Here is a 24601-nt window from a genome sequence, read left to right as displayed (position 1 = left end):
CCATGCCATATAGAAAAGCTATGAACGTTGCGACCCCTATCAGACAAGAAAAGACCATCGGCCATTCGGTCTGTCCGCATGACTGTCCCTCGGCTTGTGCGCTGGAGGTCGACCTCACCGCCGAGGGCCGGATCGGGCGCGTACGCGGCGCGGCGGAAAACACCTACACCGCCGGGGTCATCTGCGCCAAGGTCGCCCGCTATGCGGAGCGTATCTATCATCCCGGCCGCTTGATGGTGCCGCAACGCCGGGTCGGTGCGAAGGGCGAGGGGCGTTGGCAGGAGATTTCCTGGGAGACGGCCCTCGACGAGATCGCCGACCAGTTCGTCAAGGCCGAACAGAGACACGGCTCGGAGGCGGTCTGGCCCTATTTCTATGCCGGGACCATGGGGCAGGTGCAGCGCGACTCCATCGAGCGGCTGCGCCACGCCAAGCGTTATTCCGGCTTCTTCGGGTCGATCTGCACCAACATGGCCTGGACCGGCTACACCATGGGGACCGGTACCCTGCGCGGACCGGACCCAAGGGAGATGGCCAAGTCCGATTGCGTGGTGATCTGGGGCACCAATGCGGTGGCGACGCAGGTCAACGTCATGACCCACGCGGTCAAGGCGCGAAAGGAGCGCGGCGCCAAGATCGTCGTCATCGACGTCTACGACAATCCGACGATCAAGCAGGCCGATATGGGGCTGGTCCTGAAGCCCGGCACCGACGCGGCGCTCGCCTGCGCCGTCATGCACGTCGCCTTCCGCGACGGTCATGCGGACCGCGCCTACATGGCTGAATTCGCCGACGATCCCGCGGGACTCGAAGCGCATCTGAAGACGCGCGGACCGGAATGGGCCTCCGCGATCACCGGGCTTTCGGTGGAGGAGATCGAAGCTTTCGCGAGACTCGTCGGAACGACGCCGCGGACCTATTTCCGTCTCGGCTACGGCTTCACCCGCCAGCGCAACGGTTCCGTCGCGATTCATGCCGCAGCCTCCGTTGCCACGGTGCTCGGCTCCTGGAAACATGAGGGCGGCGGCGCCTTCCATTCGAACAACGACATTTTCCGGCTGGACAAGCGCGAACTCGTCGGCAGCGCCTTTCACGATCCGGATGTGCGCATGCTCGACCAGTCGCAGATCGGCCGCGTTCTGACCGGAGATGCCGAAGCGCTTCGCCATCGCGGCCCCGTGACGGCACTGCTCATCCAGAACACCAACCCGGTCAATGTCGCACCGGAGCAGCGGCTGGTGAAGCGCGGCTTCCTGCGCGACGACGTCTTCGTCGCCGTGCACGAGCAATTCATGACGGACACCGCGCAGCTCGCGGATATCGTCCTGCCGGCCACCATGTTCCTCGAGCACGACGACCTTTATCGCGGTGGCGGCCACCAGCATATCCTGCTCGGGCCGAAAGTCGTCGAGCCGCCGCCGACCGTGCGCACCAATCTTTTCGTCATCGAAGAGCTGGCAAAGCGTCTCGGCGTTGCAGACTGTCCCGGCTTCCGCCTGACGGAACGGCAGCATATCGACCGATTGCTCGCCAATTACGGCATCGGCTACGACGAGATGAAAGAGCGGAAATGGCTCGATTGCCAGCCGGCTTTCGACGAGGCGCATTTCCTCAACGGTTTCGGGCATCCGGACGGCAGGTTCCGGTTCAAGGCGGATTGGACGGGTACGCCCGCGCCGAACCGGCCACCGAAGGCGATGGGGGCTCAGGGGCCGCACGGTCAGCTTCCCGAGTTTCCCGATCACGTCGACCTCATCGAGGTGGCCGACGAGCGGCATCCGTTCCGGCTGGCCACGTCGCCGGCGCGTTCCTTCCTCAATTCCACCTTTGCCGAAACCCCGTCCTCGATCCAGAAGGAGGGCCGGCCGGAAGTCATGATCCATGCGGAGGATGCGGCCGAACTCGGTATCGCCGAGGGCGACGTCGTCAGGCTCGGCAACGGGCGTGGTGAAATCCGCCTGCACGCGAAGATCGGAGGGGGCACCCGTCGCGGCGTCGTCATCGCCGAAGGGCTTTGGCCCAATGGGGCCCACCTGGACGGGGAGGGGATCAACGTTTTGACCGGTGCCGATGCCGTGGCACCCTATGGCGGAGCCGCATTCCACGACAACCGCGTCTGGATGCGCCGGGCCTGACCGCGCCCGCTCTCGAGTTGACGATGATTTTAGGTCGGGTCGACCTAAAACCATCGTGAACGATTCTGATAAATTCAGGCGCGGCATAGGAAACGTGTCGGAGGACGGCAATCTCTCCGCCCCCTCATTCCTGTGACAAGCACAGGGATGAGGGAGGAAACAAGTCCCGGCGAGCATCCCGAATTTCAACAGGCCTAAAGGACTTCCCATGACCAAAAACGCAGACGCGCGCTTCCGGATCATCGATCGCAAGACGGTCTGGGATGGCTTCATCAATCTCGAGCAGATCACGATCGAGCAGGAAATGTCCGACGGCAGCACCGCGCGCCTCGTGCGTGAAGTGCACGACCACGGCCGAGCCGCAACGATCCTCCTCTTCGATCCGGAGCGGCAGGTGGTGGTTCTCGTCCGCCAGCTGCGCCTGCCGGTTTTCCTGCAGGGGGAAACGGGATATCTCCTCGAAGCGCCGGCGGGCCTCCTCGACGGCGAAGCCCCGGAAGTCGCGATCTGCCGCGAGGCGATGGAGGAAACCGGCTACCGCATCGAGACGGCCATGCATCTCTTCGATGCCTATATGAGCCCCGGCTCCATTACGGAGCGCACGAGCTTCTTCCTCGGTCTCATCGATATATCAAAGAAGGTCGCGGCGGGCGGCGGACTTGCGCATGAGGGCGAGGACATCGAGGTGTTGGAAATTTCCTTCGACGAAGCCGTCGCGAGGATAGGCACCGGCGAGATCTGCGATGCGAAAACCATCATGCTTCTGCAGTGGGCTATGCTCAACCGTGCCTCGCTCGCCAAGTAACCGCCTGATACTCCATAGTATTCTACATTACCGATATTTCACTGTTTGATCGCGCTGCGCTGCGGTAAGCCATTGTCGTCTCCTTCAACGGCACGGGCGAACCAATGGCGTCCTCCACGGAAGAGTTTGAAGCGGAAGACCAACAGGACCGCGGTACATGGCGGCTCTTTCTGAGACGCAACCAGCGTTACCTCTCCGCGATAGGCACACTCCTCGTGATCGCGCTCTTCGGCGCGGCGATCTTTCACCTGACGGCCGAGGTGCGATATGACGACGTCGTGTCGGCGCTGGCGGATACGAGCCGGCGACCGGTGGCAACGGCGATCCTGTTCACGGGCCTGAGCTTCCTCGCACTCACCTTCTACGACGTCAGCGCGCTCGATTACATCGAACGCAAGCTTCCCTATCCCGCCGTCGCGCTCACGGCCGCCTGCGCCTATGCCGTCGGCAACACGGCGGGCTTCGGTCCGCTGAGCGGCGGTGCAATCCGCTATCGGTCCTATTCGCGCCTCGGGCTGAAGCCGGAGGAGATCGCCCGTCTCATCGCCTTCGTCACACTCGCCTTCGGGTTGGGTCTCGCGGTGGTCACCTGCTTGAGCCTGCTTGCCGTTGGCGAATACGTGGCGCCGCTGACCGGGATCGATGCGGCATGGCTGCGGGCAATCGCCGTCTTCGTCCTTGCCGGTTTGCTGGTGGTGCTGATCGCCGCTCGCAGCGGTCGCGAGGTCCGCATCGGCCGCCTCGTCTTGCGTCTGCCGGACTCACAAACATGTTCGCGCCAGTTCCTCGTCACGGCGCTCGATCTCGCGGCGTCGGCGACCGTTCTCTATGTCCTTTTGCCCTCCGGAACGGTGGGCTGGCCCGCCTTCCTGGCGATCTATGCCGTGGCGGTCGGCCTCGGCGTACTCAGCCACGTGCCGGCGGGGCTCGGCGTTTTCGAAGCGGTGATCGTTGCGAGCCTGGGCCGCGCAGCCGGCGTCGATGCGGTGCTCGGTGCACTCGTCCTCTACCGCGTCATCTACCACCTGTTGCCCTTGCTCATCGCCATCGTCGTGATGATCGGCATCGAACTCCGCCAGCTGGCGGGCCACCCGGCAGCCTCCAGTCTTCGCCGCGCCGGCGGCCGGATGACGCCGCTATTGCTTGCCACGCTGGCGCTCGTCCTCGCCCTGATGCTGGTTCTCTCGGGCGTGACGCCGACGCCGGACGAGAACCTGGCCTTTCTTGCGAATTACGTGCCCCTACCGATCATCGAAGGCGCGCATTTCCTTGCGAGCCTTTTGGGTCTGGCGCTGTTCATCGTCGCGCGGGGGCTGGCGCTGCGCCTCGATGGCGCTTGGTGGGCATCGGTCGCGATCGCGCTGGCCGCAATCCTGCTTTCGTTGGTGAAGGCGGTGGCGCTCGGGGAAGCCGGCATGCTCGCCTTCCTTCTTGTCGGGCTTCTCGCAAGTCGGCGGCTCTTCAATCGTCCCGCCTCGCTTTTCGGACAGGCGCTGACGCTGCCGTGGCTTACCGCGCTCGGCGTCATCTGTTTCGGCGCATTCGTCGTCCTGCTCTTTGTCTATCGCGACGTCGCATACAGCCATGAGCTCTGGTGGCAGTTCGAATTCTCGGCGGAAGCGCCGCGCGGGCTCCGCGCCTTCCTGGGAGTGACGATCGGCGCAAGTGCTGTAGCGATCTGGAGCCTGATGCGCCCGGCCGCTGCGGCCGTTGCCCCCGCCTGCGGACAGGAGATGGAGCGGGCGGTCGCCATCGTCGACGCGCAGGACATGTCCGACGCCAACCTCGTGCGCATGGGTGACAAGAGCATCATGTTCTCCGCCGACGGCCGGGCCTTCATCATGTATGGCCGCTGGGCGCGTTCCTGGATTGCGTTGTTCGATCCGGTCGGACCCGTGGATGCCTGGCCGGATCTCATCTGGCAGTTCATCGAGGCGGCGCGCTCCAATGGTTGCCGCGCCGTCTTCTACCAGGTCTCGGCGCGCGGGCTTTCGCATTACGCGGATGCGGGCTTGAGAGCCTTCCGCCTCGGCGAACTTGCCGAGGTCGATCTCACGCGCTTCGAGATGAAGGGCGGCAAGTGGGCAAACCTGCGCCAGCAGGTGAGCCGTGGCATTCGCGACGGGCTGGAGTTCTCGGTCGTCGCGCCCGCGGAAATACCGGCAATCCTTCCGGAGCTCGGGGCCGTTTCCGATGCTTGGCTCGCCCACCACAATGCGAGGGAGAAGGGCTTTTCCCTCGGCGCCTTCGATCCGCGATACCTGACGGCGCAGCCTGTCGCGATCCTCAAACGGCAGGGTCGCATCGTGGCCTTCGCCAATATTCTGATCACCGGCACCAAGGAGGAGGGCTCGGTCGACCTCATGCGTTTCTCGCCCGAGGCGCCGAAAGGGGCGATGGATTTCCTGTTCGCGCAACTGATGGAATATCTGAAGAACGAGGGCTATCGGCGTTTCAATCTCGGAATGGCGCCGCTGTCAGGCATGTCGGAGCGCCGGCTGGCGCCCGTATGGGACCGCGCCGGCCGGGCATTCTATGAGCACGGCGAGCGCTTCTACAACTTCAAGGGACTGCGCGCCTTCAAGTCCAAGTTTCACCCGCAGTGGCAGCCGCGCTACCTGGTGGCGAGCGGAGGCTTCAACCCGATCCTGGCGCTGATGGATGCGACATTCCTGATCGGCGGCGGTCTGAAGGGAGTGATCAGGAAATGACCCCCATTAAAAGGATCTTGAAGCGTGCAGCCCTGGCGGCACTGATTGCCGGCGCTGCATCCCTTCCGTCTTTTGCCGAAGACGCGGCAAAGTTCGACACCGGCATGATCCCCGCACCGCACATCCTGTTCCCGAAAGAGGCGGCTTCCGGCGCCGTGGTGCTGCTTTCGGACGCCGGCGGCTGGACAGAGAGGGAGGATGCCGTTGCCCGAAAGCTTTCGAGCGAGAAAGCGCTCGTCATAGGCATCGACCTCAAGGCCTATCTGGCAGCCCTCGGCAGGGATGACGGGGACTGCGTCTACACGGTCTCGGACATCGAATCCTTGAGTCAGCAGGTGCAGCGCGCGGCCGGCAGCGGCGCCTATCGGCCGCCGATCGTCGCCGGCGTCGGGGCCGGCGGGGCCATGGCGCTGGCGATCGCCGCACAGTCTCCCGCAGCGACCATCGGCCGGACGCTCGCGGTCGATCCCGAAGAGGGTATCGCCCTGACGAAGCAGCTCTGCACTCCTGCCGAAAAGACCCGGAAAGGCGACCGCATGGTCTATGGCCTGACCGATGGCGCCTTGCCCGACCCGGTAACCGTCGTCTCTTCGCCGTCCGCGTCGGCTGCCGGACGCGAGCACGTTGCCGCTCTCGCAGCCAAGCATCCGGACGTCGAAGTCCAGGAGAGCGACGAAGACGTCTATGCCGCACTTTCCTCCACGCTTGCGGGGTACATCCAGCAGGAGGACGAAGGGGACAACCCGTTCGGGCTCCCCCTGACCGTTCTCGATGCGAAGCCTGCGCGCGATACCATGGCGGTGATCTATTCCGGCGACGGCGGCTGGCGCGACATCGACAAGGAGGTCGGCAATGCCCTGCAGCAGCAGGGCGTGCCCGTCGTCGGGGTGGATTCGCTTCGCTATTTCTGGTCGGAGCGCCAGCCGCAGGCGACGGCGGACGATCTCGCCCGTGTCATCACCTATTACGGCAGGCGGTGGAACGTCCGCAATGTACTGCTGATCGGCTATTCCTTCGGCGCCGACATCCTGCCGCGCACCTACAACCTGCTTCCGTCAGCGACCCGCGCGCGCATACGGCAGGTAACGCTCATGGCGCTGTCGCATCGCGCCGACTACAAGATCTCCGTCCTCGGCTGGCTCGGCGCCGACGGAGAGGGGAATGCCGGCGACCCGGTCGACGACATCAAGGCGATCGAGCCGGCGCTCGTGCAGTGCATTTACGGCACCGACGAGGAGGACGATGCCTGCCCGGATCTGAAATCCTCCGGCATCGACGTGGTTTCCATCGAGGGAGGCCATCATTTCGACGGCGACTATGCCGCCCTGACACGACGCGTGCTCGATGCGCTCGACCGCCGGCTGGCGATGGGAAGGTGACCCGCTGCCTCAGATGGCGGGGGAAATGAGCGTACCCGTTGCCTCGCCGACGGCATGGCTTACCACCCGGCCGGCTTCCATCCGCACCTTGCCTTCAGCCACGAGCCGAAGCGCCATCGGATAGGTCCTGTGCTCGACGGTAAGGACGCGGGCGGCGAGCGTATCCGCCGTGTCGCCGGAAACGACCGGTACGGCCGCCTGGGCGACGATCGGCCCGTCGTCCATAGCCTCCGTCACGAAATGCACGGTGCAGCCTGCGATTCTCATCCCGGCGTCGATTGCCCGCTGGTGCGTGTGAAGCCCGGGGAAGAGCGGAAGCAGCGACGGGTGGATGTTGAGGATCCGGCCCTCGTAGCGCTGGATGAAGGCCGCAGAAAGAAGGCGCATATAGCCCGCGAGACAGATCACGTCCGGCTGGAGCTGGTCGAGCTCGGCGAGGATTGCTTGCTCGTGCGCTTCCTTGCCCGCAAAATCCTTGCGAACGAAGGAGAAGGTCGGAATGCCGAGCCCGGCCGCCTTGTCGAGGCCACCCGCGTCCGCCTTGTCGGCGATCACTGCAATGATCTCGGCCGGAAAATCCGGCGCGGCGGCAGCCTTCGCCAGGGCGATCATATTGGAGCCGCCGCCGGAAATGAACACGACGACCTTCTTCTTGCCGGCCACCATGCTCATATGGCGAGATTGCCCTTGTAGATCGTGCCGGGCGCGCCCTCGGCGCGTGCGACCATGCGGCCGAGCGTGAAGACCGTTTCGCCTTCGCCGGCAAGCACTGCCGCAACTTTTTCCGCTTCACTCGCCGGAACCACGGCGATCATGCCGACGCCGCAATTGAAGGTGCGCAGCATCTCGTTGGCGGCAACGCCGCCGGTCTTTGCGAGCCAGGAGAAGACGGCCGGCGGCTTGATGGCGCCGAGGTCGATCTCGGCGGCAAGATGCTTCGGCAGCACCCGCGGAATATTCTCGGGGAAGCCGCCGCCGGTGATGTGGGCCAGTGCCTTGATCGCACCCGTCTCGCGGATCGCCTTCAAAAGCGGTTTCACATAGATGCGCGTCGGCGTCATCAGGAGGTCGGCGAGCGTGCCTTCTCCGAAAGGTGCCGGAGCATCCCAGGCGAGGCCCGAGAGCGAAACGATCTTGCGCACCAGCGAATAGCCGTTTGAGTGGACGCCCGAGGAGGCAAGTCCGAGGATGACGTCTCCTTCGGCAATGTCGCCCGCCGGCAGAAGCTGCCCGCGCTCGGCCGCGCCGACTGCAAAGCCGGCAAGATCGTAGTCGCCGCCGGAATACATGCCCGGCATCTCGGCCGTCTCGCCGCCGATCAGCGCGCAGCCTGCCTCGCGGCAGCCGGCGGCGATTCCCGCGACGATCGCGGCGCCCTGGTCGGGATCGAGCTTGCCGGTCGCGAAGTAGTCGAGGAAGAACAGCGGTTCGGCGCCCTGCACCACGAGATCGTTCACGCACATGGCGACGAGGTCGATGCCGACCGTGTCGTGCTTGTCGGCGTCGATAGCGATCTTGAGCTTCGTGCCGACGCCGTCATTGGCGGCGACGAGGACCGGATCGCTGAAACCGGCGGCCTTCAGGTCGAAGAGGCCGCCGAACCCGCCGATCTCGCCATCGGCGCCGGGACGCCGGGTCGAGCGGACATGCGGCTTGATCTTCTCGACCATCAGGTTGCCGGCATCGATATCCACACCTGCGTCGCTGTAGGTGAGGCCGTTCTTTCCCGACTGGCTCATGCTCGCTCTCCAAGGCTCGTCGCTGATTGCGGATGCGATTGGCACGGAGAAGCGAGGAGTGCAAGCGCAGAGGCGCGCCCGATCCTGCTTTTTTCGTGAATTCGACTGTGGTCAGCACCTTCTGCCGGCCACAGGCCGTTTGCCCCGTGAGCGCTGCCGGACTTGACCTTGGCGCGCCCCAAGCCCTATCTCGTCCGAACGAACGACGCGGAAGGTGCGGTGTGCCGCGCGCAACGGGGGCCGTCATGGGCGATCGGGTCAGCAGTATGGGACTTCAGCGCCAGATCTTTTTCTGGCTGCTGGTGCTTGTCGGCTTCATTGCCTTCCTGCTGGTGTTCAGTTCCATTCTTCTGCCCTTCCTCGCCGGCATGGCGCTCGCCTATTTTCTCGATCCTGTAGCCGATCGCCTGGAGCGGCTCGGTCTGAGCCGGCTGATGGCGACAATCGCCATCCTGGTCGCCTTCGTCGTCGTGCTGGCGCTATCGCTGATGATCATCGTTCCGCTGGTCGTCACGCAGGCTGCCGAATTCATTCAGAAAATGCCGGGTTACATCACCAGGCTTCAGGAATTCCTGACCGACAGCCAGTCGACGCTGTTGCCGGACTGGCTCGCCGGCCAGATGACGACGATCAAACAGAACTCGGCCAAGCTTTTGGAGCAAGGCGCAAGCTTCCTCGGCACGCTGTTCCAGCAGATCTGGAACTCCGGCTTGGCACTTCTCAATATCCTGTCCCTGTTCGTCATCACCCCTGTCGTCGCCTTCTATCTGCTGCTCGACTGGGACCGTATGGTCGACAGGGTCGACAGCTGGATACCGCGCGATTACGTCGAGGTCGTGCGGCAGATCGCTCGCGACATGAATACGACCATCGCCGGATTTGTCCGCGGCCAGGGCTCTCTCTGCCTGATCCTCGGCCTCTATTACGGGATCGGGCTGACGATGGTGGGGCTCAATTTCGGCCTCCTGATCGGCCTCTTCGCCGGCATGATCAGTTTCATTCCCTATGTGGGATCGCTGGTCGGCCTCGTGCTTGCGCTCGGCGTCGCGCTCGTTCAGTTCTGGCCGGACTATGTCTGGATCCTTTTGGTTCTCGCCGTTTTCTTCAGCGGCCAGTTTCTCGAAGGCAATATTCTGCAGCCGAAACTGGTCGGCAAAAGCGTCGGGCTGCACCCGGTCTGGCTGATGTTCGCCCTGCTTGCGTTCGGCGCGCTCTTCGGCTTCGTCGGCCTGCTCGTGGCGGTGCCCGCGGCGGCCGCGATCGGTGTGCTTGTCCGCTTCGGCATCCAGCGGTACCTTGATAGCGATCTCTATCACGGGCATAGAACAGCCGTTCACAAGGAGCCGGAGAGCCACGGCTAGAGCTTTTCGGTGCGGAAGTGCGTAGCTTCAAAATGTGAATGCTCACGGGTAATGCATGAAGAGACATCTGTCCGAACAATTGCCTTTGGTCTTTGGCCATGCGCCCGCAACCGGTCGCGACGACCTGCTCGTCTCGGACCGGTTGAGCGCGGCCATTTCCATCGTCGATCACTGGCCCGCCTGGCCGTCGCCGGTGGTCATCATCTGCGGGCCGGTCGGTTCCGGCAAATCGCACCTTGCGGGCATCTGGCGCGAAAAGGCCAGAGCGGAGCCGATACATCCCTTTGCCGGCTCGAACGCCGCCGATATCGCCGCGGAAAAGCCGGTCCTCTTCGAGGATGCCGACCGGCAGGGCTTCGACGATGCGGCTCTCTTCCATGTCATCAACAGCGTGCGCCAGAACGGCACGGCGCTTTTGATGACGTCACGGCTATGGCCGATGTCATGGCCGGTGGGGCTTCCTGACCTCAAGTCGCGCCTCAAGGCTGCCACCGTGGTCGAAATCGGCGAGCCCGACGACGAATTGCTCGTGCAGGTGCTCACCAAGCTTTTTGCCGACCGCCAGCTCCTGGTCGACGAGCGCCTGGTCGGCTACGTCGTCGCGCGGATGGAACGCTCGCTGGAGGCGGCACAGACCATCGTCGAGCGGATAGATCATCTGGCGCTTGCGCGCGGAACGCGGCCGACCCGCGCCCTGGCGGCGGAAGTCCTGGAAGAGCTTGCAAATACAAGCCTCTCCGATTGACTGTCACAGTTCCGTCGTCAAACTGGGTTAGCTCGTTCGTTCGGAGTAATGGGGCTTTACAGGCATGGACAGCGCAACGTCTGCAATCACGGAACACGAGGCATCTGCCGAGCAGAAGCGTGAGGCGCCGGCCGAGGCGCTGGACCTTCTCAAGAGCCCCGAGCGCTTCGTCAACCGCGAGTTCTCCTGGCTTCAGTTCAACCGCCGGGTCCTCGAGGAGACGCTGAACACGGCGCATCCCCTTCTGGAGCGCGTCCGCTTTCTATCGATCTCCGCCGCCAATCTCGATGAATTCTTCATGGTTCGCGTCGCGGGTCTGGAGGGCCAGGTGCGTTCCGGGCTCTCGCTGCGCAGCCCGGACGGCCTGACGCCGGCGGAAACGCTCGAGAGCATTCTGACGGAGGTCGACAATCTGCAGATGGAGCAGCAGGCATCGCTTGCCGTCCTGCAGCAATATCTCGCCAAGGAAGATATCCTCATCGTCCGTCCGGCTTCGCTTTCCGCGCAGGATCGCAGCTGGCTCGCGAACGAATTCGACCAGGCGATCTTCCCCGTGCTGACGCCGCTCTCGATCGACCCGGCACATCCGTTCCCGTTCATTCCCAATCTCGGCTTCTCGATCGGCCTGCAGCTCGTCAGCAAGACCGGGCGCGACCCGATGACGGCACTGCTGCGCCTGCCCGTGGCGCTCGATCGCTTCGTTCGCCTGCCGGACGTCAAGAACGTCATCCGCTACATCACCCTCGAAGACGTCGTCAGCCAGTTCATCGACCGGCTTTTCCCCGGCTACGAGGTGAAGGGGTCGGGCACGTTCCGCATCATTCGAGACAGCGACATCGAAGTCGAGGAGGAAGCCGAAGACCTCGTGCGCCTTTTCGAGACGGCCCTCAAGCGCCGCCGTCGCGGGTCGGTGATCCGCATCGAGACCGATTCCGAAATGCCGGCTTCGCTGCGTCAGTTCGTCGTGCAGGAACTCGGCGTTCCCGAAAATCGCGTCGCGGTACTGCCTGGCCTGCTGGCGCTGAATACGCTTTCGGAAATCACCAAGGCGCCGCGCGAGGATCTGCGCTTCGAGCCCTACAACCCGCGCTTCCCGGAACGCGTACGCGAACACGCGGGCGACTGTCTTGCGGCCATCCGCGAAAAGGACATGGTGGTCCACCACCCCTACGAATCCTTCGACGTCGTCGTGCAGTTCCTGCTGCAGGCTGCGCGCGATCCGGACGTGCTGGCGATCAAGCAGACGCTCTACCGGACCTCGAACGACAGCCCGATCGTGCGCGCGCTGATCGATGCCGCCGAGGCCGGCAAGTCGGTGACCGCGCTTGTCGAGCTGAAGGCGCGCTTCGACGAGGAGGCAAATATCCGCTGGGCGCGCGACCTCGAGCGCGCCGGCGTGCAGGTGGTTTTCGGCTTCATCGAATTGAAGACCCACGCAAAGATGTCGATGGTGGTGCGCCGGGAGGAGGGCAAGCTCAGGACCTATTGCCATCTCGGTACCGGCAACTACCACCCGGTCACGGCGAAAATCTACACCGACCTGTCGTTCTTCACCTGCAACCCGGTGATCGCCCACGACATGGCGAACATCTTCAACTTCATCACCGGCTACGGCGAGCCGGAAGGGGGCATGAAGCTCGCGGTCTCACCGCATACGCTGCGTCCGCGCATCCTCAAGCACATCGAGGAGGAGATCGTCCATGCGCAAGCCGGGCGTCCGGCGTCGATCTGGATGAAGATGAACTCCCTGGTGGATCCGGAAATCATCGACGCGCTCTACAAGGCAAGCTGCGCGGGCGTCGTGATCGATCTCGTCGTGCGCGGCATCTGCTGTCTCAGGCCGCAGGTGCCCGGGCTCTCCGACAACATCCGCGTCAAATCCATCGTCGGCCGCTTCCTGGAGCATTCAAGAATTTTCTGCTTCGGCAACGGACATGGACTTCCATCGGAGAATGCGCTTGTCTATATCGGCTCGGCGGATATGATGCCGCGCAATCTGGATAGGCGGGTGGAGACGCTCGTTCCTCTCATCAACCGCACTGTGCACGAACAGGTTCTTTCGCAGATCATGCTGGGCAATCTCATCGACAACCAGCAGAGCTACGAGATTCTTCCGGACGGCACCTCGCGCCGCATGGAAGTCGGCAAGGACGCCGAGCCGTTCAACGCTCAGCATTATTTCATGACCAATCCGAGCCTTTCGGGCCGGGGTGAGGCTCTGAAATCCAGTGCACCGAAGCTGATCGCCGGCTGGAAGAGCGGCTGGCACAAGTAAACTGGAATTGCATGGTCGAATCTGAAGCGCAGGGACGTCTGCCCGGTATCCGCCCGGTCTCCGTTGTGGATATCGGCTCCAACTCCATTCGTCTCGTCGTCTATGAAGGGCTGAGCCGTTCGCCGGCGATGCTTTTCAACGAGAAGGTGATGTGCGGCCTCGGCAAGGGCATCGATGCGACCGGCCGAATGGAGGAGGAAAGCGTGGCGAGGGCGCTGAGGGCGCTGCACCGCTTTCGTGCGCTCTCCGACCAGGCGCGCGCGACCGAGATGTATGTGCTCGCGACCGCTGCGGCGCGGGAGGCCACCAACGGAGCGGCCTTCATCGAAAGGGCGGAAGCCATCCTCGGGCAAAGGGTGAAGATCCTGAGCGGTGAGGAGGAAGCCTATTATTCGGCGATGGGCATCGTCAGCAGCTACCACGAGCCGGATGGCGTCGTCGGCGATCTCGGCGGCGGCTCGCTCGAGCTTGTCGATGTAAACGGCAAGCGGATCGGCAAAGGCATAACGCTGCCGCTGGGCGGCATTCGCCTCTTCGAACATTCGAGCGGCTCGCTCAGCAAGGCGCGGACCTGGGTACGCAAGTTCATGAAAAATGCCGAGGTCCTGAAGAAGGGGACCGGACGCACGTTCTACGCCGTGGGCGGAACCTGGCGAGCGATCGCCAAGCTGCACATGGAGATGCACAATTACCCGCTGCACATGATGCAGGGTTACGAAATCTCCTATGACGAAGCGCTGGCGATCCTCGCCGAAGTGATCGAGCCGAAGAATATCAAGCCCTCCGCCTATGCGACGATTTCCAAGAGCCGCCGGAGCCTGCTGCCCTACGGGGCGGTGACGATGCAGGAGGCAATCTCCATCATGCAACCCGAGCGAATCTCCTTTTCCGCGCTGGGCGTCCGCGAGGGCTATCTCTTTTCGCTGCTTTCCGAGGAGGAGCGCCGGCAGGACCCGCTGCTGACCGCTGCCAACGAACTCGCCATCCTTCGCGCCCGCTCGCCCGAGCATGCGCGCGAGCTCGCCGAATGGACCGGCCGCCTGGTGCCGTTCTTCGGCGTCGAGGAGACGGAAGAGGAGAGGCGCTACCGTCAGGCCGCCTGTTTGTTGGCGGATATCAGCTGGCGGGCGCATCCCGACTATCGCGGTCTGCAGGCGCTGAACATCATTGCGCACTCGGCCTTCACGGGTATCACCCATGCGGGGCGGGCCTATATCGCGCTCGCGAATTACTATCGCTTCGAAGGGCTCAACGACGACGGCGCCACGAGCCCGCTCGCCGGCATCACGACGCCGCGCCTGCACGAACTGGCCAAGCTCCTGGGCGGGCTGTTGCGCGTCGCCTATCTCTTTTCGGCCTCCATGCCGGGTGTGGCGCGCCACCTCACGCTCCGGCGATCTTCGAAGCCCGACATCGATCTCGAATTCGTCGTCCCGGCAGCCTATGCCGACTTCGAGGGCGAACGCCTCGACGGCCGGCTCCAGCAGCTCGGCAAGCTTACCGGCAAGAAGCTCGCCTTCTCCTTCGAGCGCTGATTGCTCTTTCGAACGTTCGCGCTCGACGCGCCAAGGACGTGCGGCACAACCGTGCGCCCTCAACCCTGTGCCCACATCCCACATCCCTGTGCTTGCCTTGTCACAGGAATGAGGGTCAGGGCGGAGTGGGACCGCACCCTCCGCCCTCATCTCTGTGCTTGTCACAGAGATCCAGCAGCGCCGCGTCTGCGGTGCGGAAAAGCCTTTCCGGCCCAAGGACTTGGGCCGACTAGATTCCTGTGACAGGCACAGGAATGAGGGTAGGAGGAGTGGGTGTTACACCGATGTCTGCTGCCGGAAAGCAAGCCCGGCTTACAGGACGTACCGAGGGGACCGCGCTCTATTCGGCCTTCAGGAATTCTCCCACTTCGAGCAACACGAATTCATTGTCGTCCGCCTTGTCGAGGGAACGCCCGGCGGAGAAAGGCAGGTTGTTGTCGTTGCCGACGATGATATGCGTCTCCTCCACGCGGTCGACATTCTCGATGGTGACGAAGGGCATGTCGTAATAGCCCTCGCCGCCGCCCTGGCGCTTGCGGTTGTCCGGATCGGCGATTTTCAGCAGGTCGACATAGCCGATCTTGCGCACGGCCTTGCCGACGTTTTCATCGTCCATGGCAATCTTGTAGACACGCTTCAGCTTCGATCCGACGGCAAAGCAATCCGGCTGCGGGTTCTTGGGGTCCGCACAGGCCTTGTCGACGGTGCCGGCGCCGTTGTCGCGCTCGATCACCAGCGCAGTCTTCTCGTCGAGCATGTTGAAATCGCCGATCGCTTCACCGCCTTCGGCGAGCGGATACAGCCAGCTGCGCCCGGTCCAGGCCTTGCTGCCGGCGTCGAGCTCGACGATCCGCAGCGCCGGCCGGCCCTCCGCCTCTTCCACCGACTCGCTGTCTGCCCAGATCGGCCCTTCGAGCAGTCCGTAGAGCTTCGAGCCGTCCTTCGAAAGTGCCAGACCTTCGTAACCGCCGGAGCGCTTCAGGTTGAAGTCCGGTGCCTTCTTGGAGGGGTCTGCCTGCAGCGTCAGTGCCGGATTGTCGGGCGAGAGCACGGGCTTGCCGCCGACAACAGTCGCAATGACGTCGGTGAGCTTGCCGTCAAGGTCGAACTTCAGGATGTAGGGGCCGAATTCCTCACCGACCCAGAAGCCGTCGGCGACCGGCTGGATGGATTCGACGTCGAAGTCGCCGCCCGTGAGATAGCGGGTGGCCGAGCCTTCCATGACGATGGGGAAGGGGGCCTTGCGCTCGGGGTCGGACAGGAACAGGGTCTTCAACGCCTCGACCCTGCCGGCGTCCCAGTCGATCTTGAGATGGTGGAGCATCAGCATGGCGTCGGTCGAGTTGAGCTTGTTGCCGAAGCCGTTGTCCGAAAGGCTCCAGAAAGTGCCGTCCTCCATCGCCTTGATGCCGGAGAAGCCCTGCATCGGCTGGCCGTTGAAGGGAAGCGACAAACCGGTCGGGCGAACGCCATCCTTGCCGGCGACGCTGCCCAGTTCGGCGGCGCGCTTGCGGTCGGCGGTCGAGAACTTGCCCGAGGTCTTGAGGTAGTCCGCGGCATCCGCCGGCGCGGCGACGATGGTGTTTGCGGGAAGGATCGCATGCGCCTCGAGCCTTGCAGGGAAGGCCTTTTCCTCGGCAAGCGCGGCGCTCGACGCCAGCAGGGTCAGCGCCATGGCGGCAAGGATGGATTTCGTCATAACTTCACCTCGGGTTGGAGTGCAGGTGAACCCGATAGGCGGCTTCGATGACAACTGTTTGATGTTTGTCTTACAGCGAGGTGAAAGCCTCGGCGGCCGGACTGCGAACGGTCTCCCCGGCTGGTTCCGTGGCGCCGTCGCCGCTGAGCGAACCGGCTGTGAGCGACAGAACCGCGAGCTTCTGGCCACGACCTTTGACCTCATGCTCGCCGAGATCCTCGGCGCGCACGAAGACGGGCGGGCGCAAGCGCCGCAGCAGATCGGCTGAGATCAAGACCTGGCGGTCGAGCGTTCGGCACAGGCCCTCGAGGCGTGCCGTCGTGTTCACCGTGTCGCCGAAATAGGTGATCTTGTGCTTGTCGACGCCGATCTCCGCGGCAACGATCGTGCCGCCATGCAGAGCGGCACGCAGGCGCGGCACCTCGCCGTAGTCTTTTCGCCAGCGATGGGCGTCCGCTTCGATCTGCTCCAGAATGTCGAACACGCAGCGGATGCAGGCTGCATCCGCGACAGCGCGATCGTAAGGCCAGGTGATCACGGCAGCGTCGCCGACATAGTCGTCGATGGACCCGCCATAGCGCAGCACGGGATCAGCCATGGCTGCAAACAGCTTTCCCAAATATTCCTGCATGCGCAGGTCGCCGAAGCGCTCGGCAAGCGATGTCGATCCGGCGAGATCGATGAAAAGAAACACGCGTTCCTCCTGCACCGGCTTGCGGTATCGTCCGGTCAGGAGACTCAGGAAAACGTCGCGGCCGAGCAATTCGCGCACCCTGAGCACGAAGATGATCGGACCGGAGGTCGCAAGTGCGTACACCAGCACGTTGAGCGATGGCAGCATCGCGTCCGTCCTGCTTTCACGCATGACGCCGGCGACGTGCAAAAGCAGCCCGGCGGCTGCATATCCGACGTTGACGAATAAGAAGTAGACGGCGAGGGACGAGAGAAGAAACGCCGGCGTCGGCGATCCGTGGATTCTCCGGTAAAGGCGCCGAAAGATGATGTGCCGTTCAAAGGCGAGAATCGGCATGCACATGAAGAGCGCATAGGTTGCGCCGATCAGGCCGCCGCCGCCGTAGACGACCCACGCATAGGCCATGCCGCTGCCGGCGACGACGAGCAGCAACAGGATGATCTCGAGCGTGGAAAATCTCCAGCGCATGTGACAGCCTCGAAATCGAGAATTTACAGCGCCGCGCGTCTTATCAGGCACGCAAAGGTCGCCGGAGCAATTTGAATTGCTACATGTTTGTCCTGAAAGGACACATGCAGTTGAAGCCCGCGGGGCCGGGCGGCGGCGATCAGCCCTCGAAATGTCTCGGCTAAGCTCAGATTCGGGCGGAAAGTTGTCGTCGAGCGGCGGTTTTCAACCGCCGATTTCCATCGCCTCGACTTTTTTGTCGACGAAGCGCAATGCCACCTCGCCGTTGATGAGTTTCAGCGCCGTCATGCCGAAGAGCTCACGCCGCCAGCCCTTGAGCGCGGCGACGTCCGCACCTTCGCCCTCGGCTGCGATCCTGTCGAGATCGTCGCTGTTGGCGATGATCTTGGCCGCGACTCCCTCCTTTTCGGAGATGAGTTTCAGCAGCACCTTGAGCAGCTCGCTCGCCGCCGCAGCGCCCTCGGGTGCGTGGTTCTGGCGCGGCAGGCGCGGCAGCTCGCCCCTCGGGATCGCAAGGGCTTCGCCGACGGCCTCGATGAGGGCCGTCCCCGCGCTGGAGCGCTCCCAGCCCTTGGGAATGGTCCTGAGGCGTCCGAGCGCCTCGGCATCCTTCGGCTGCTGCTGCGCGATCTCATAGATCGCATCATCCTTGATAATTCGCCCGCGCGGCACGTTGCGGGCGCGCGCCTCGCGTTCGCGCCACGCCGCCACCTTCTGCAGGACGGCGAGCTCGATGGGTTTCTTCACCCGCATCTTCAGCCGCTGCCAGGCATTGTCCGGGTGGAGATCGTAGGTCTCCCGGCTTTCGAGGATCGCCATTTCCTCCGCAAGCCATGAGGAGCGTCCCTCGCGATCCAGTTCCTTGGTGAGGTACTGGTAGATATCCCTCAGATGCGTCACGTCCGCCAGCGCATAGTCGAGCTGCTTGTCGGTGAGCGGTCTGCGGCTCCAATCGGTGAAGCGGGACGACTTGTCGATCTGCTCGTTCTTGATGCGGTTGACGAGCTGGTCATAGGACACGCTGTCACCGAAGCCGCAAACCATCGCGGCCACCTGCGTATCGAAGATCGGATGAGGAATGAGATTTCCGAGATGGTGGATGATCTCGATGTCCTGCCTGGCGGCGTGGAACACCTTCACGACATCCGGGTTGCTCATCAGCGCGAAGAACGGGGCGAGGTCGATTCCGGGTGCCATCGGATCGACGATCACTGCCATTTCCGGGCTTGCCATCTGAATGAGGCACAGCACCGGCCAGAACGTGGTTTCGCGCAGGAACTCCGTATCGATCGTAATATAGCTTGAACGGGCCAGCTCTCGGCAGGCGGCCTCAAGATCTGCTGTCGTTTGAATCATCGGGCTTTAATCACTGTGGCAAAAATGCGGCTTTGAGTTTTCCCGTGTACCGTTTCACGGCACCTGTCACAATCGAAATTGTCAGGCGACCCGGAAATAAGCCGACATCCCGGTCTTTTGATGTTCGATGATATGGCAATGGAAGACCCAGTCGCCGGGATTGTCCGCGACCAGTGCGAGCTGCGCCTGTTCGTCCGGCAAGAGCAGGATCGTGTCGGTCGGCGGCGGCAGCACGCTCCGCCTGTTAGAGGCGAGGATGCGGAAGCTCAGCCCATGCAGATGGATCGGATGGGCATGCGGCGTGCGGTTGGCGATCTCCAGCACATAGCTTTTCCCGAATTTGAGTTCCTCGATGGGGGCGACCGGATCGGGCGTGTCACCTGGCCACGGAACCTTGTTGATCGCCCAGAACGTATAACCGAGCGAGCCGCAGATCGAAGCGGCCGGCTCGTGCTCGGCAGTAGCGGTCAGGTCGATCGGAATACGCTTGGCCGTGGAAATGTCGGCTTCGGCAACGGGGTTCGGGGGCAGAGGTGCGATATCCCCGAGCTCCCGCTTCAGCGAAGTGCCGACTGCCCGGAAGGCTGCGATCGTCCAGGGGCTGGAGCCGCGGAAATTGCCAAGCCGTGCGTGCTGGCCCTCGCTCTGCGGCATGCGGAGGGCAAGATCGACGCGCTGGCCGGGGCCGAGGTCGAGCCGGTCGAGCGCGAAGGGGATTTCGACCGGGTTGCCGTCGAGGGCGATCACCCTGGCCTCTGCGCCTTCGAGCCCGATCGTGTAGATGCGCGTAACGTCGGTTGCGGCGATTCTCACGCGGACGAGCCCGCCGGCGGGAGCGTCGTAGACCGGCTCGCGCTGCCAGTTCGCGGTTCTCACCGTTCCATAGGTCCCGCCGCGCGCCGCATCCCGCGGTTTGAAAGGGGCGATGAACTCGCCGCTCGCGCCGAGCCGCCAGTCCCTGAGGTTGAGAACGATCTCGGAATCGAAGCTCGGATCCTCCGGGTTCTCGACGACGATCACGCCAGTCAGGCCGCTCCCCATCTGCATCAGCGTATTGCAGTGCGGGTGGTACCAGAAGGTGCCGGCGTCCGGCGGTGTGAAGAGATAGTCGAAGCCGTCGCCGGGATAGACATAGGGCTGCGTCATTTCCGGCACGCCGTCCATCGCATTGGCGATCCTCAGTCCATGCCAGTGGACGGTCGTCGGCTCGTCCAGACGGTTGACCAGCCTCGCCGCGAAGGGCTCGCCCTTGCGCATCCTCAAAACGGGCGGCATGGCGGCGCTTGCCGGATCGCCCGGATCATAGGTCATGACCCGGGGGGTGACGCCGCCGGCCGCGATCTGCGCCTCGGCGAACCGCGCCGTCAGGATCTGCGGATCGGGGGCTGCGCCCGCCCTCGCGGCGAGACCGGCGCCGAGCGTGAAGGCGCCGCCAAGCGCGGCTGAACCCTGGAGAAACATTCGGCGATTGAGCATCGGTATCTTTGCGTGTCTATTTCCGGAGGGAGGGGAGCGGCGCGGCAAAGCACGCTTCGCCCCCGAAAGACGGTCCGGTCCGTTATTAAACCTGATTTTCACTTTCAGCAATTCGGCAGCGGCGCGTAGATCACGATGTTTTAGGCCGGGTCGACCTAAAAAATCGTGATCGATTCCGAGAAGTTGAGACGCGGGATGCGGGCGGAAAACCGCACTCACTTTTCCTCATCCCGCTCTAGCTGCAGCCTTATCGGATCAAGGCTCTTTCCGCGTCTGGCCGCCCGCAAGCTTGTTGAAGAAGGACGACGTGCGCAGAAGGCTGCGAAACCGCATCGACCTTTCCTCGGTTGGAACGGGTTTGCGCGCCGTCATGCGCCGGATCGTGTAGGCCATGAAGAGCGCCAGGATTGCTGCCGTGTAGATGAAGAGCACCGGCGGTTCGAAGATCTCGAGCAGGAAGGATGCGAGGAGCGGCCCGATGATGGCTCCGAGCGACCAGAAAAAGAGCATGCCGGCGGAGACGAGCGCATGCTGGCCTTCGGCCGCATGGTCGTTGGCATGCGCGGAGCAGAGCGAGAAGAGCGGCATCGCGAATGCGCCGAAGGCGAAGATGCCGGCGAAGTTCAACCACTCGTCGCTCCCGGCGACGAAGGCGAGGAAGAGCCCCGCGAGAAGGGAGCCGAAGGTGGCGATCAGGATGATCAGCCTGCGGTCGATCCGGTCGGAGTAGTATCCCAGCGGATATTGAAGCACGACGCCGCCGATGATGCCGGCGCTCATGAAGGTCGCGATCGCCGTCACCGAAAGGCCGATCTCCTGCGCATAGATAGGGCCGAGCGAGCGGAACGCGGCATTGGTGAGGCCGACGACGATGCAGCCGATGGTGGCCAGCGGCGAGATGTTCCAGAGCGCCTTCACGTCGAAGCGTATCGCTTCCGGTGCGACCGGGCTCGACCGGTCGGCAAAGGAGATCGGCACGAGCGAAAGCGTCAGCGCCATCGAGATGATGGCGAAAAGCTCGAAGCCGCCGATCCCGATGCCGGGAATTGCATATTGTGCAGCCGTCACCGAGCCGAGATCGACGAGGCGATAGATCGAAAGGGTACGCGCGCGGTTGCCGTTGGTGACGCTGGCATTCAACCAGCTCTCGACCGTGGCGAAGAGGCTCGCGAAGCAGATGCCGGCGACGAGCCGCATCAGGAACCAGAACCACGGATCGATGACGAGCACCATGGCGATCGCAGCGGCGGAAGCGATGGCTGCCATCGCCGAAAAGGTGCGGATATGGCCGATCGCCCTCAGAATGCGGGTGACGTAGACGCAGCCGATTGCAAAGCCGACATTGTAGCCGGCGCCGATCACGCCGATCAGCGAGGTCGAGAATCCTTCTTCGAGTGCTCTCAAGGAAATGAACGTGCCCTGCAACCCGTTGCCGCCGATCAGAATGCCTGCGGTGACGAGCAGCGGGATGAGCGGGCGAATCTGGGACATGGAACAGAAGGCATCCGATTGCGGCCGCGACTCGCGCGATACGCGACCCTTGCCCCTGTTTAACCGTGGCTGACGCGCGGGAACAGTAGCAATTTGTGACCACTCGTGTCCAAATTTGCGCCGTACCGCTTGCGGCTGTGGTCGAAGCGGGCAACTTGTGCGACCGGGGCAGCGCTCTTGCCGGCGCCGCCGCGGCCTTGACAAAACCGGCGCATCATGCGCTTTTCCGCCCGACTTTGACCATGCCGCCCTGCGCCGTTCTGCGAGCTGCGCGGCCTTTAAGCAATTCCGGGACTATACGATGCACCGTTACCGCAGCCACACCTGTGCCGCCCTCCGCAAGTCGGATGTCGGCTCCACCGTTCGCCTTTCCGGCTGGGTTCACCGCGTCCGCGATCACGGCGGCGTGCTCTTCATCGACCTGCGCGACCATTACGGCATGACCCAGGTCGTCGCCGATCCGGATTCGCCGGCCTTCAAGACCGCCGAGACCGTGCGCGGCGAATGGGTCATTCGCGTCGATGGCGCCGTCAAGGCGCGCACCGACGATACGGTCAACAAGAACATGCCCACCGGCGAGGTCGAACTCTATGCCCGCGAGATCGAGGTTCTCTCGGCCGCCAAGGAGCTGCCGCTGCCGGTCTTCGGCGAGCCGGACTATCCGGAAGACGTGCGCCTGAAATACCGCTTCCTGGATCTCCGCCGCGAGACGCTGCACAAGAACATCGTCAGGCGCACCGAGATCATCGCCGCAATGCGCCGGCGGATGGGCGACATCGGCTTTACCGAATACACGACGCCGATCCTGACGGCCTCCTCGCCGGAAGGTGCGCGTGACTTCCTGGTGCCGAGCCGCATCCACCCGGGCAACTTCTATGCGCTGCCGCAGGCGCCGCAGCAATACAAGCAGCTTCTGATGGTCGCCGGCTTCGACCGCTACTTTCAGATCGCGCCCTGTTTCCGCGACGAGGATCCGCGCGCCGACCGGCTGCCCGGCGAGTTCTACCAGCTCGACCTCGAGATGAGCTTCGTCGAGCAGGAAGACGTCTGGGACGCCATGGAGCCGATGATCCGGGCAATCTTCTCGGATTTCGCCGGCGGCAAGCCGGTGACCGACAAGTTCCCGCGTATCCCCTACGACACGGCGATCCGCAAATACGGTTCCGACAAGCCGGATCTGCGCAACCCCATCGAGATGCAGGAAGTCACGGAGCATTTCGCCGGATCCGGCTTCAAGGTCTTCGCCAACATGATCGCCTCCAACCCGAAGGTGGAGATCTGGGCCATTCCCGCCAAGACCGGCGGCTCCCGCGCATTCTGCGATCGCATGAATGCCTGGGCCCAGAGCCAGGGGCAGCCGGGCCTCGGCTACATCTTCTGGCGCAAGGAGGGCGAGAAGCTCGAAGGCGCCGGTCCGCTGGCCAAGAATATCGGCGAGGAACGGACCGATGCGATCCGCACGCAGCTCGGCCTCGAAGATGGCGACGCCTGCTTCTTCGTGGCTGGCGAGCCGGCGAAGTTCTACAAGTTCGCCGGCGAGGCCCGCACCAGGGCCGGCGAGGAACTGAACCTCGTCGACCGGGACCGCTATGAGCTTTGCTGGATCGTGGACTTCCCGTTCTATGAATGGAACGAGGAGGAAAAGCGTGTCGACTTCGCCCACAACCCCTTCTCGATGCCGCAGGGCGGTCTGACGGCACTTTCGAGCGACGATCTCCTGTCGATCAAGGCGTTTCAGTACGACATGGTCTGCAACGGCTTCGAGATCGCCTCGGGCTCGATCCGTAACCAGTCGCCGGAACTGATGGTCAAGGCTTTCGAGAATGTCGGCCTGAGCCAGGCCGACGTCGAAGAGCGGTTCGGCGGTCTCTACCGTGCGTTCCAGTACGGTGCCCCGCCGCATGGCGGCATGGCCTTCGGCATCGATCGCATCGTCATGCTGCTGGTCGGCGCCAAGAACCTGCGCGAGATTTCGCTGTTCCCCATGAACCAGCAGGCCCAGGATCTGCTGATGGGCGCGCCTTCTCAGGCGACGCCTGCGCAACTCAGGGAGCTCTCGATCCGACCGATCCCGCAGAAGAAGGATTGATCTTCTTCGAGACCGAACGAACCCGGCGACGATCTCGCCGGGTTTTTCTTTGGTCCGGTTCCTTGTTTTCGAAGTGCAGGAGGAGAGTGTCCCCGAATGCGGTACGTGACGCTCGCCTTGACAGCGGGTGTTTCGAGGCGTTTCCTTTCCGTGCAACTCATCGGTTGGAGGGAACAATGGTCAAGAGCGTCAAGGATCTGCTGGCGGAAGCAAACGGCTCAGTCCCGAAATTGTCTCCCGCCGAGGCCGCCGAGAAGATGCGCTCCGGTGATGTGTTGATCGTGGACGTCCGTGATCCGACAGAAGTCCAGCAAACCGGCAGGATCAAGGGGGCGGTAAACGTCTCGCGGGGCATGCTGGAGTTTCGGGCAGACCCGGAAAGCCAATATCACAATCCAGTCTTTCAGAAGGACAAGACCATCCTTCTGCATTGTGCCTCCGGCGGCCGTTCCGCTCTTGCCGGCAAGACCCTGCAGGATATGGGATACTCGGCCGTCTACAACATCGGCGGCTTCAAGGATCTGGCGGAAGGCGGTATCGAAACGGAACCGGCATAAGTCCGCACGTCGAACGGAACTCCGCCCCTCATCCGCCTGCCGGCACCTTCTCCCCGCAAGCGGGGCGAAGGAGACTCGCGGCGCGC

General features: G+C 63.4%; 17 protein-coding genes. 10 read left to right on the top strand and 7 right to left on the bottom strand.

The annotated features are described in order from the left end of the window. Positions 1–2 precede the first annotated feature (2 nt). The 4 genes from M1D43_RS07690 (at position 3) to M1D43_RS07675 (ending at position 7030) form a co-directional block, all read left to right on the top strand. Positions 3–2135, top strand: a complete 2133-nt coding sequence (locus M1D43_RS07690; RefSeq protein ID WP_153313828.1) for a molybdopterin-containing oxidoreductase family protein — start codon at positions 3–5, stop codon at positions 2133–2135. A 208-nt stretch (positions 2136–2343) separates the two neighbouring features. After that, a complete protein-coding gene (locus M1D43_RS07685; RefSeq protein WP_003531602.1) occupies positions 2344–2940 on the top strand; it encodes an NUDIX domain-containing protein in 597 nt (198 codons plus the stop codon). Between the two features lie 104 nt (positions 2941–3044). Beyond that, positions 3045–5651: a bifunctional lysylphosphatidylglycerol flippase/synthetase MprF gene (mprF, locus tag M1D43_RS07680; protein WP_153313826.1), complete on the top strand. Its 2607-nt coding sequence runs from the start codon at positions 3045–3047 to the stop codon at positions 5649–5651. Next, positions 5648–7030, top strand: a complete 1383-nt coding sequence (locus M1D43_RS07675; RefSeq protein ID WP_153313825.1) for a virulence factor — start codon at positions 5648–5650, stop codon at positions 7028–7030. Before mprF ends, M1D43_RS07675 begins: the two co-directional genes overlap by 4 nt. Positions 7031–7039: 9 nt before the next feature. Here M1D43_RS07675 and purN read toward each other — a convergent pair whose 3' ends face one another. Beyond that, positions 7040–7702: a phosphoribosylglycinamide formyltransferase gene (gene purN, locus M1D43_RS07670; protein WP_153313824.1), complete on the bottom strand. Its 663-nt coding sequence runs from the start codon at positions 7700–7702 to the stop codon at positions 7040–7042. Then, entirely contained in the window at positions 7699–8769 is a 1071-nt protein-coding gene (purM, locus tag M1D43_RS07665; RefSeq protein WP_010969094.1) for a phosphoribosylformylglycinamidine cyclo-ligase, read from the bottom strand. The genes purN and purM overlap by 4 nt, the downstream gene beginning before the upstream one ends. Positions 8770–9014: 245 nt before the next feature. Between purM and M1D43_RS07660 the strand changes: the two genes are divergently transcribed. The 4 genes from M1D43_RS07660 (at position 9015) to ppx (ending at position 14685) form a co-directional block, all read left to right on the top strand. After that, a complete protein-coding gene (locus M1D43_RS07660; RefSeq protein WP_010969095.1) occupies positions 9015–10130 on the top strand; it encodes an AI-2E family transporter in 1116 nt (371 codons plus the stop codon). Positions 10131–10185: 55 nt separating this feature from the next. Next, positions 10186–10875 (top strand): DnaA regulatory inactivator HdaA, encoded by a 690-nt coding sequence (gene hdaA / locus M1D43_RS07655; RefSeq protein ID WP_010969096.1) that lies wholly within the window; start codon positions 10186–10188, stop codon positions 10873–10875. Between the two features lie 64 nt (positions 10876–10939). Then, positions 10940–13150, top strand: a complete 2211-nt coding sequence (locus M1D43_RS07650) for an RNA degradosome polyphosphate kinase (RefSeq protein ID WP_003529363.1) — start codon at positions 10940–10942, stop codon at positions 13148–13150. Between the two features lie 11 nt (positions 13151–13161). Beyond that, positions 13162–14685, top strand: a complete 1524-nt coding sequence (gene ppx, locus M1D43_RS07645; RefSeq protein ID WP_003529361.1) for an exopolyphosphatase — start codon at positions 13162–13164, stop codon at positions 14683–14685. Between the two features lie 340 nt (positions 14686–15025). Here ppx and M1D43_RS07640 read toward each other — a convergent pair whose 3' ends face one another. From M1D43_RS07640 to M1D43_RS07620, 5 genes are all read right to left on the bottom strand, one after another. Then, positions 15026–16384, bottom strand: a complete 1359-nt coding sequence (locus tag M1D43_RS07640; protein ID WP_153313823.1) for an esterase-like activity of phytase family protein — start codon at positions 16382–16384, stop codon at positions 15026–15028. Positions 16385–16454: 70 nt separating this feature from the next. Beyond that, positions 16455–17546, bottom strand: coding sequence for an adenylate cyclase Cya2 (cya2, locus tag M1D43_RS07635; RefSeq protein WP_127541488.1), 1092 nt, complete (start codon positions 17544–17546; stop codon positions 16455–16457). 204 nt (positions 17547–17750) lie between these two features. Then, complete coding sequence (rnd, locus tag M1D43_RS07630; protein ID WP_010969099.1) at positions 17751–18902, bottom strand: ribonuclease D; 1152 nt, start codon at positions 18900–18902, stop codon at positions 17751–17753. 81 nt (positions 18903–18983) lie between these two features. Then, complete coding sequence (locus tag M1D43_RS07625) at positions 18984–20378, bottom strand: multicopper oxidase family protein (protein ID WP_153313822.1); 1395 nt, start codon at positions 20376–20378, stop codon at positions 18984–18986. Between the two features lie 255 nt (positions 20379–20633). Continuing rightward, positions 20634–21869 (bottom strand): MFS transporter, encoded by a 1236-nt coding sequence (locus tag M1D43_RS07620; RefSeq protein ID WP_010969101.1) that lies wholly within the window; start codon positions 21867–21869, stop codon positions 20634–20636. 301 nt (positions 21870–22170) lie between these two features. Between M1D43_RS07620 and aspS the strand changes: the two genes are divergently transcribed. Further along, positions 22171–23958 (top strand): aspartate--tRNA ligase, encoded by a 1788-nt coding sequence (aspS, locus tag M1D43_RS07615; protein WP_010969102.1) that lies wholly within the window; start codon positions 22171–22173, stop codon positions 23956–23958. A gap of 176 nt (positions 23959–24134) precedes the next feature. After that, a complete protein-coding gene (locus M1D43_RS07610; RefSeq protein ID WP_003529341.1) occupies positions 24135–24515 on the top strand; it encodes a rhodanese-like domain-containing protein in 381 nt (126 codons plus the stop codon). Positions 24516–24601 lie beyond the last annotated feature (86 nt).

The sequence above is a fragment of the Ensifer sp. R1-3 genome, from assembly GCF_056739175.1.
The sequence above is the reverse complement of the archived record's forward strand: the minus strand, read 5'-3'. Positions and strand labels throughout refer to the sequence as shown.

Excerpts from the sequence above, each read along its gene's own strand:
- M1D43_RS07690 (WP_153313828.1), top strand. The coding sequence starts at position 3 with ATGCCATATAGAAAAGCTATGAACGTTGCGACCCCTATCAGACAAGAA.
- M1D43_RS07685 (WP_003531602.1), top strand. The coding sequence starts at position 2,344 with ATGACCAAAAACGCAGACGCGCGCTTCCGGATCATCGATCGCAAGACG.
- mprF (WP_153313826.1), top strand. The coding sequence starts at position 3,045 with ATGGCGTCCTCCACGGAAGAGTTTGAAGCGGAAGACCAACAGGACCGC.
- M1D43_RS07675 (WP_153313825.1), top strand. The coding sequence starts at position 5,648 with ATGACCCCCATTAAAAGGATCTTGAAGCGTGCAGCCCTGGCGGCACTG.
- purN (WP_153313824.1), bottom strand. The coding sequence starts at position 7,702 with ATGAGCATGGTGGCCGGCAAGAAGAAGGTCGTCGTGTTCATTTCCGGC.
- purM (WP_010969094.1), bottom strand. The coding sequence starts at position 8,769 with ATGAGCCAGTCGGGAAAGAACGGCCTCACCTACAGCGACGCAGGTGTG.
- M1D43_RS07660 (WP_010969095.1), top strand. The coding sequence starts at position 9,015 with ATGGGCGATCGGGTCAGCAGTATGGGACTTCAGCGCCAGATCTTTTTC.
- hdaA (WP_010969096.1), top strand. The coding sequence starts at position 10,186 with ATGAAGAGACATCTGTCCGAACAATTGCCTTTGGTCTTTGGCCATGCG.
- M1D43_RS07650 (WP_003529363.1), top strand. The coding sequence starts at position 10,940 with ATGGACAGCGCAACGTCTGCAATCACGGAACACGAGGCATCTGCCGAG.
- ppx (WP_003529361.1), top strand. The coding sequence starts at position 13,162 with ATGGTCGAATCTGAAGCGCAGGGACGTCTGCCCGGTATCCGCCCGGTC.
- M1D43_RS07640 (WP_153313823.1), bottom strand. The coding sequence starts at position 16,384 with ATGACGAAATCCATCCTTGCCGCCATGGCGCTGACCCTGCTGGCGTCG.
- cya2 (WP_127541488.1), bottom strand. The coding sequence starts at position 17,546 with ATGCGCTGGAGATTTTCCACGCTCGAGATCATCCTGTTGCTGCTCGTC.
- rnd (WP_010969099.1), bottom strand. The coding sequence starts at position 18,902 with ATGATTCAAACGACAGCAGATCTTGAGGCCGCCTGCCGAGAGCTGGCC.
- M1D43_RS07625 (WP_153313822.1), bottom strand. The coding sequence starts at position 20,378 with ATGCTCAATCGCCGAATGTTTCTCCAGGGTTCAGCCGCGCTTGGCGGC.
- M1D43_RS07620 (WP_010969101.1), bottom strand. The coding sequence starts at position 21,869 with ATGTCCCAGATTCGCCCGCTCATCCCGCTGCTCGTCACCGCAGGCATT.
- aspS (WP_010969102.1), top strand. The coding sequence starts at position 22,171 with ATGCACCGTTACCGCAGCCACACCTGTGCCGCCCTCCGCAAGTCGGAT.
- M1D43_RS07610 (WP_003529341.1), top strand. The coding sequence starts at position 24,135 with ATGGTCAAGAGCGTCAAGGATCTGCTGGCGGAAGCAAACGGCTCAGTC.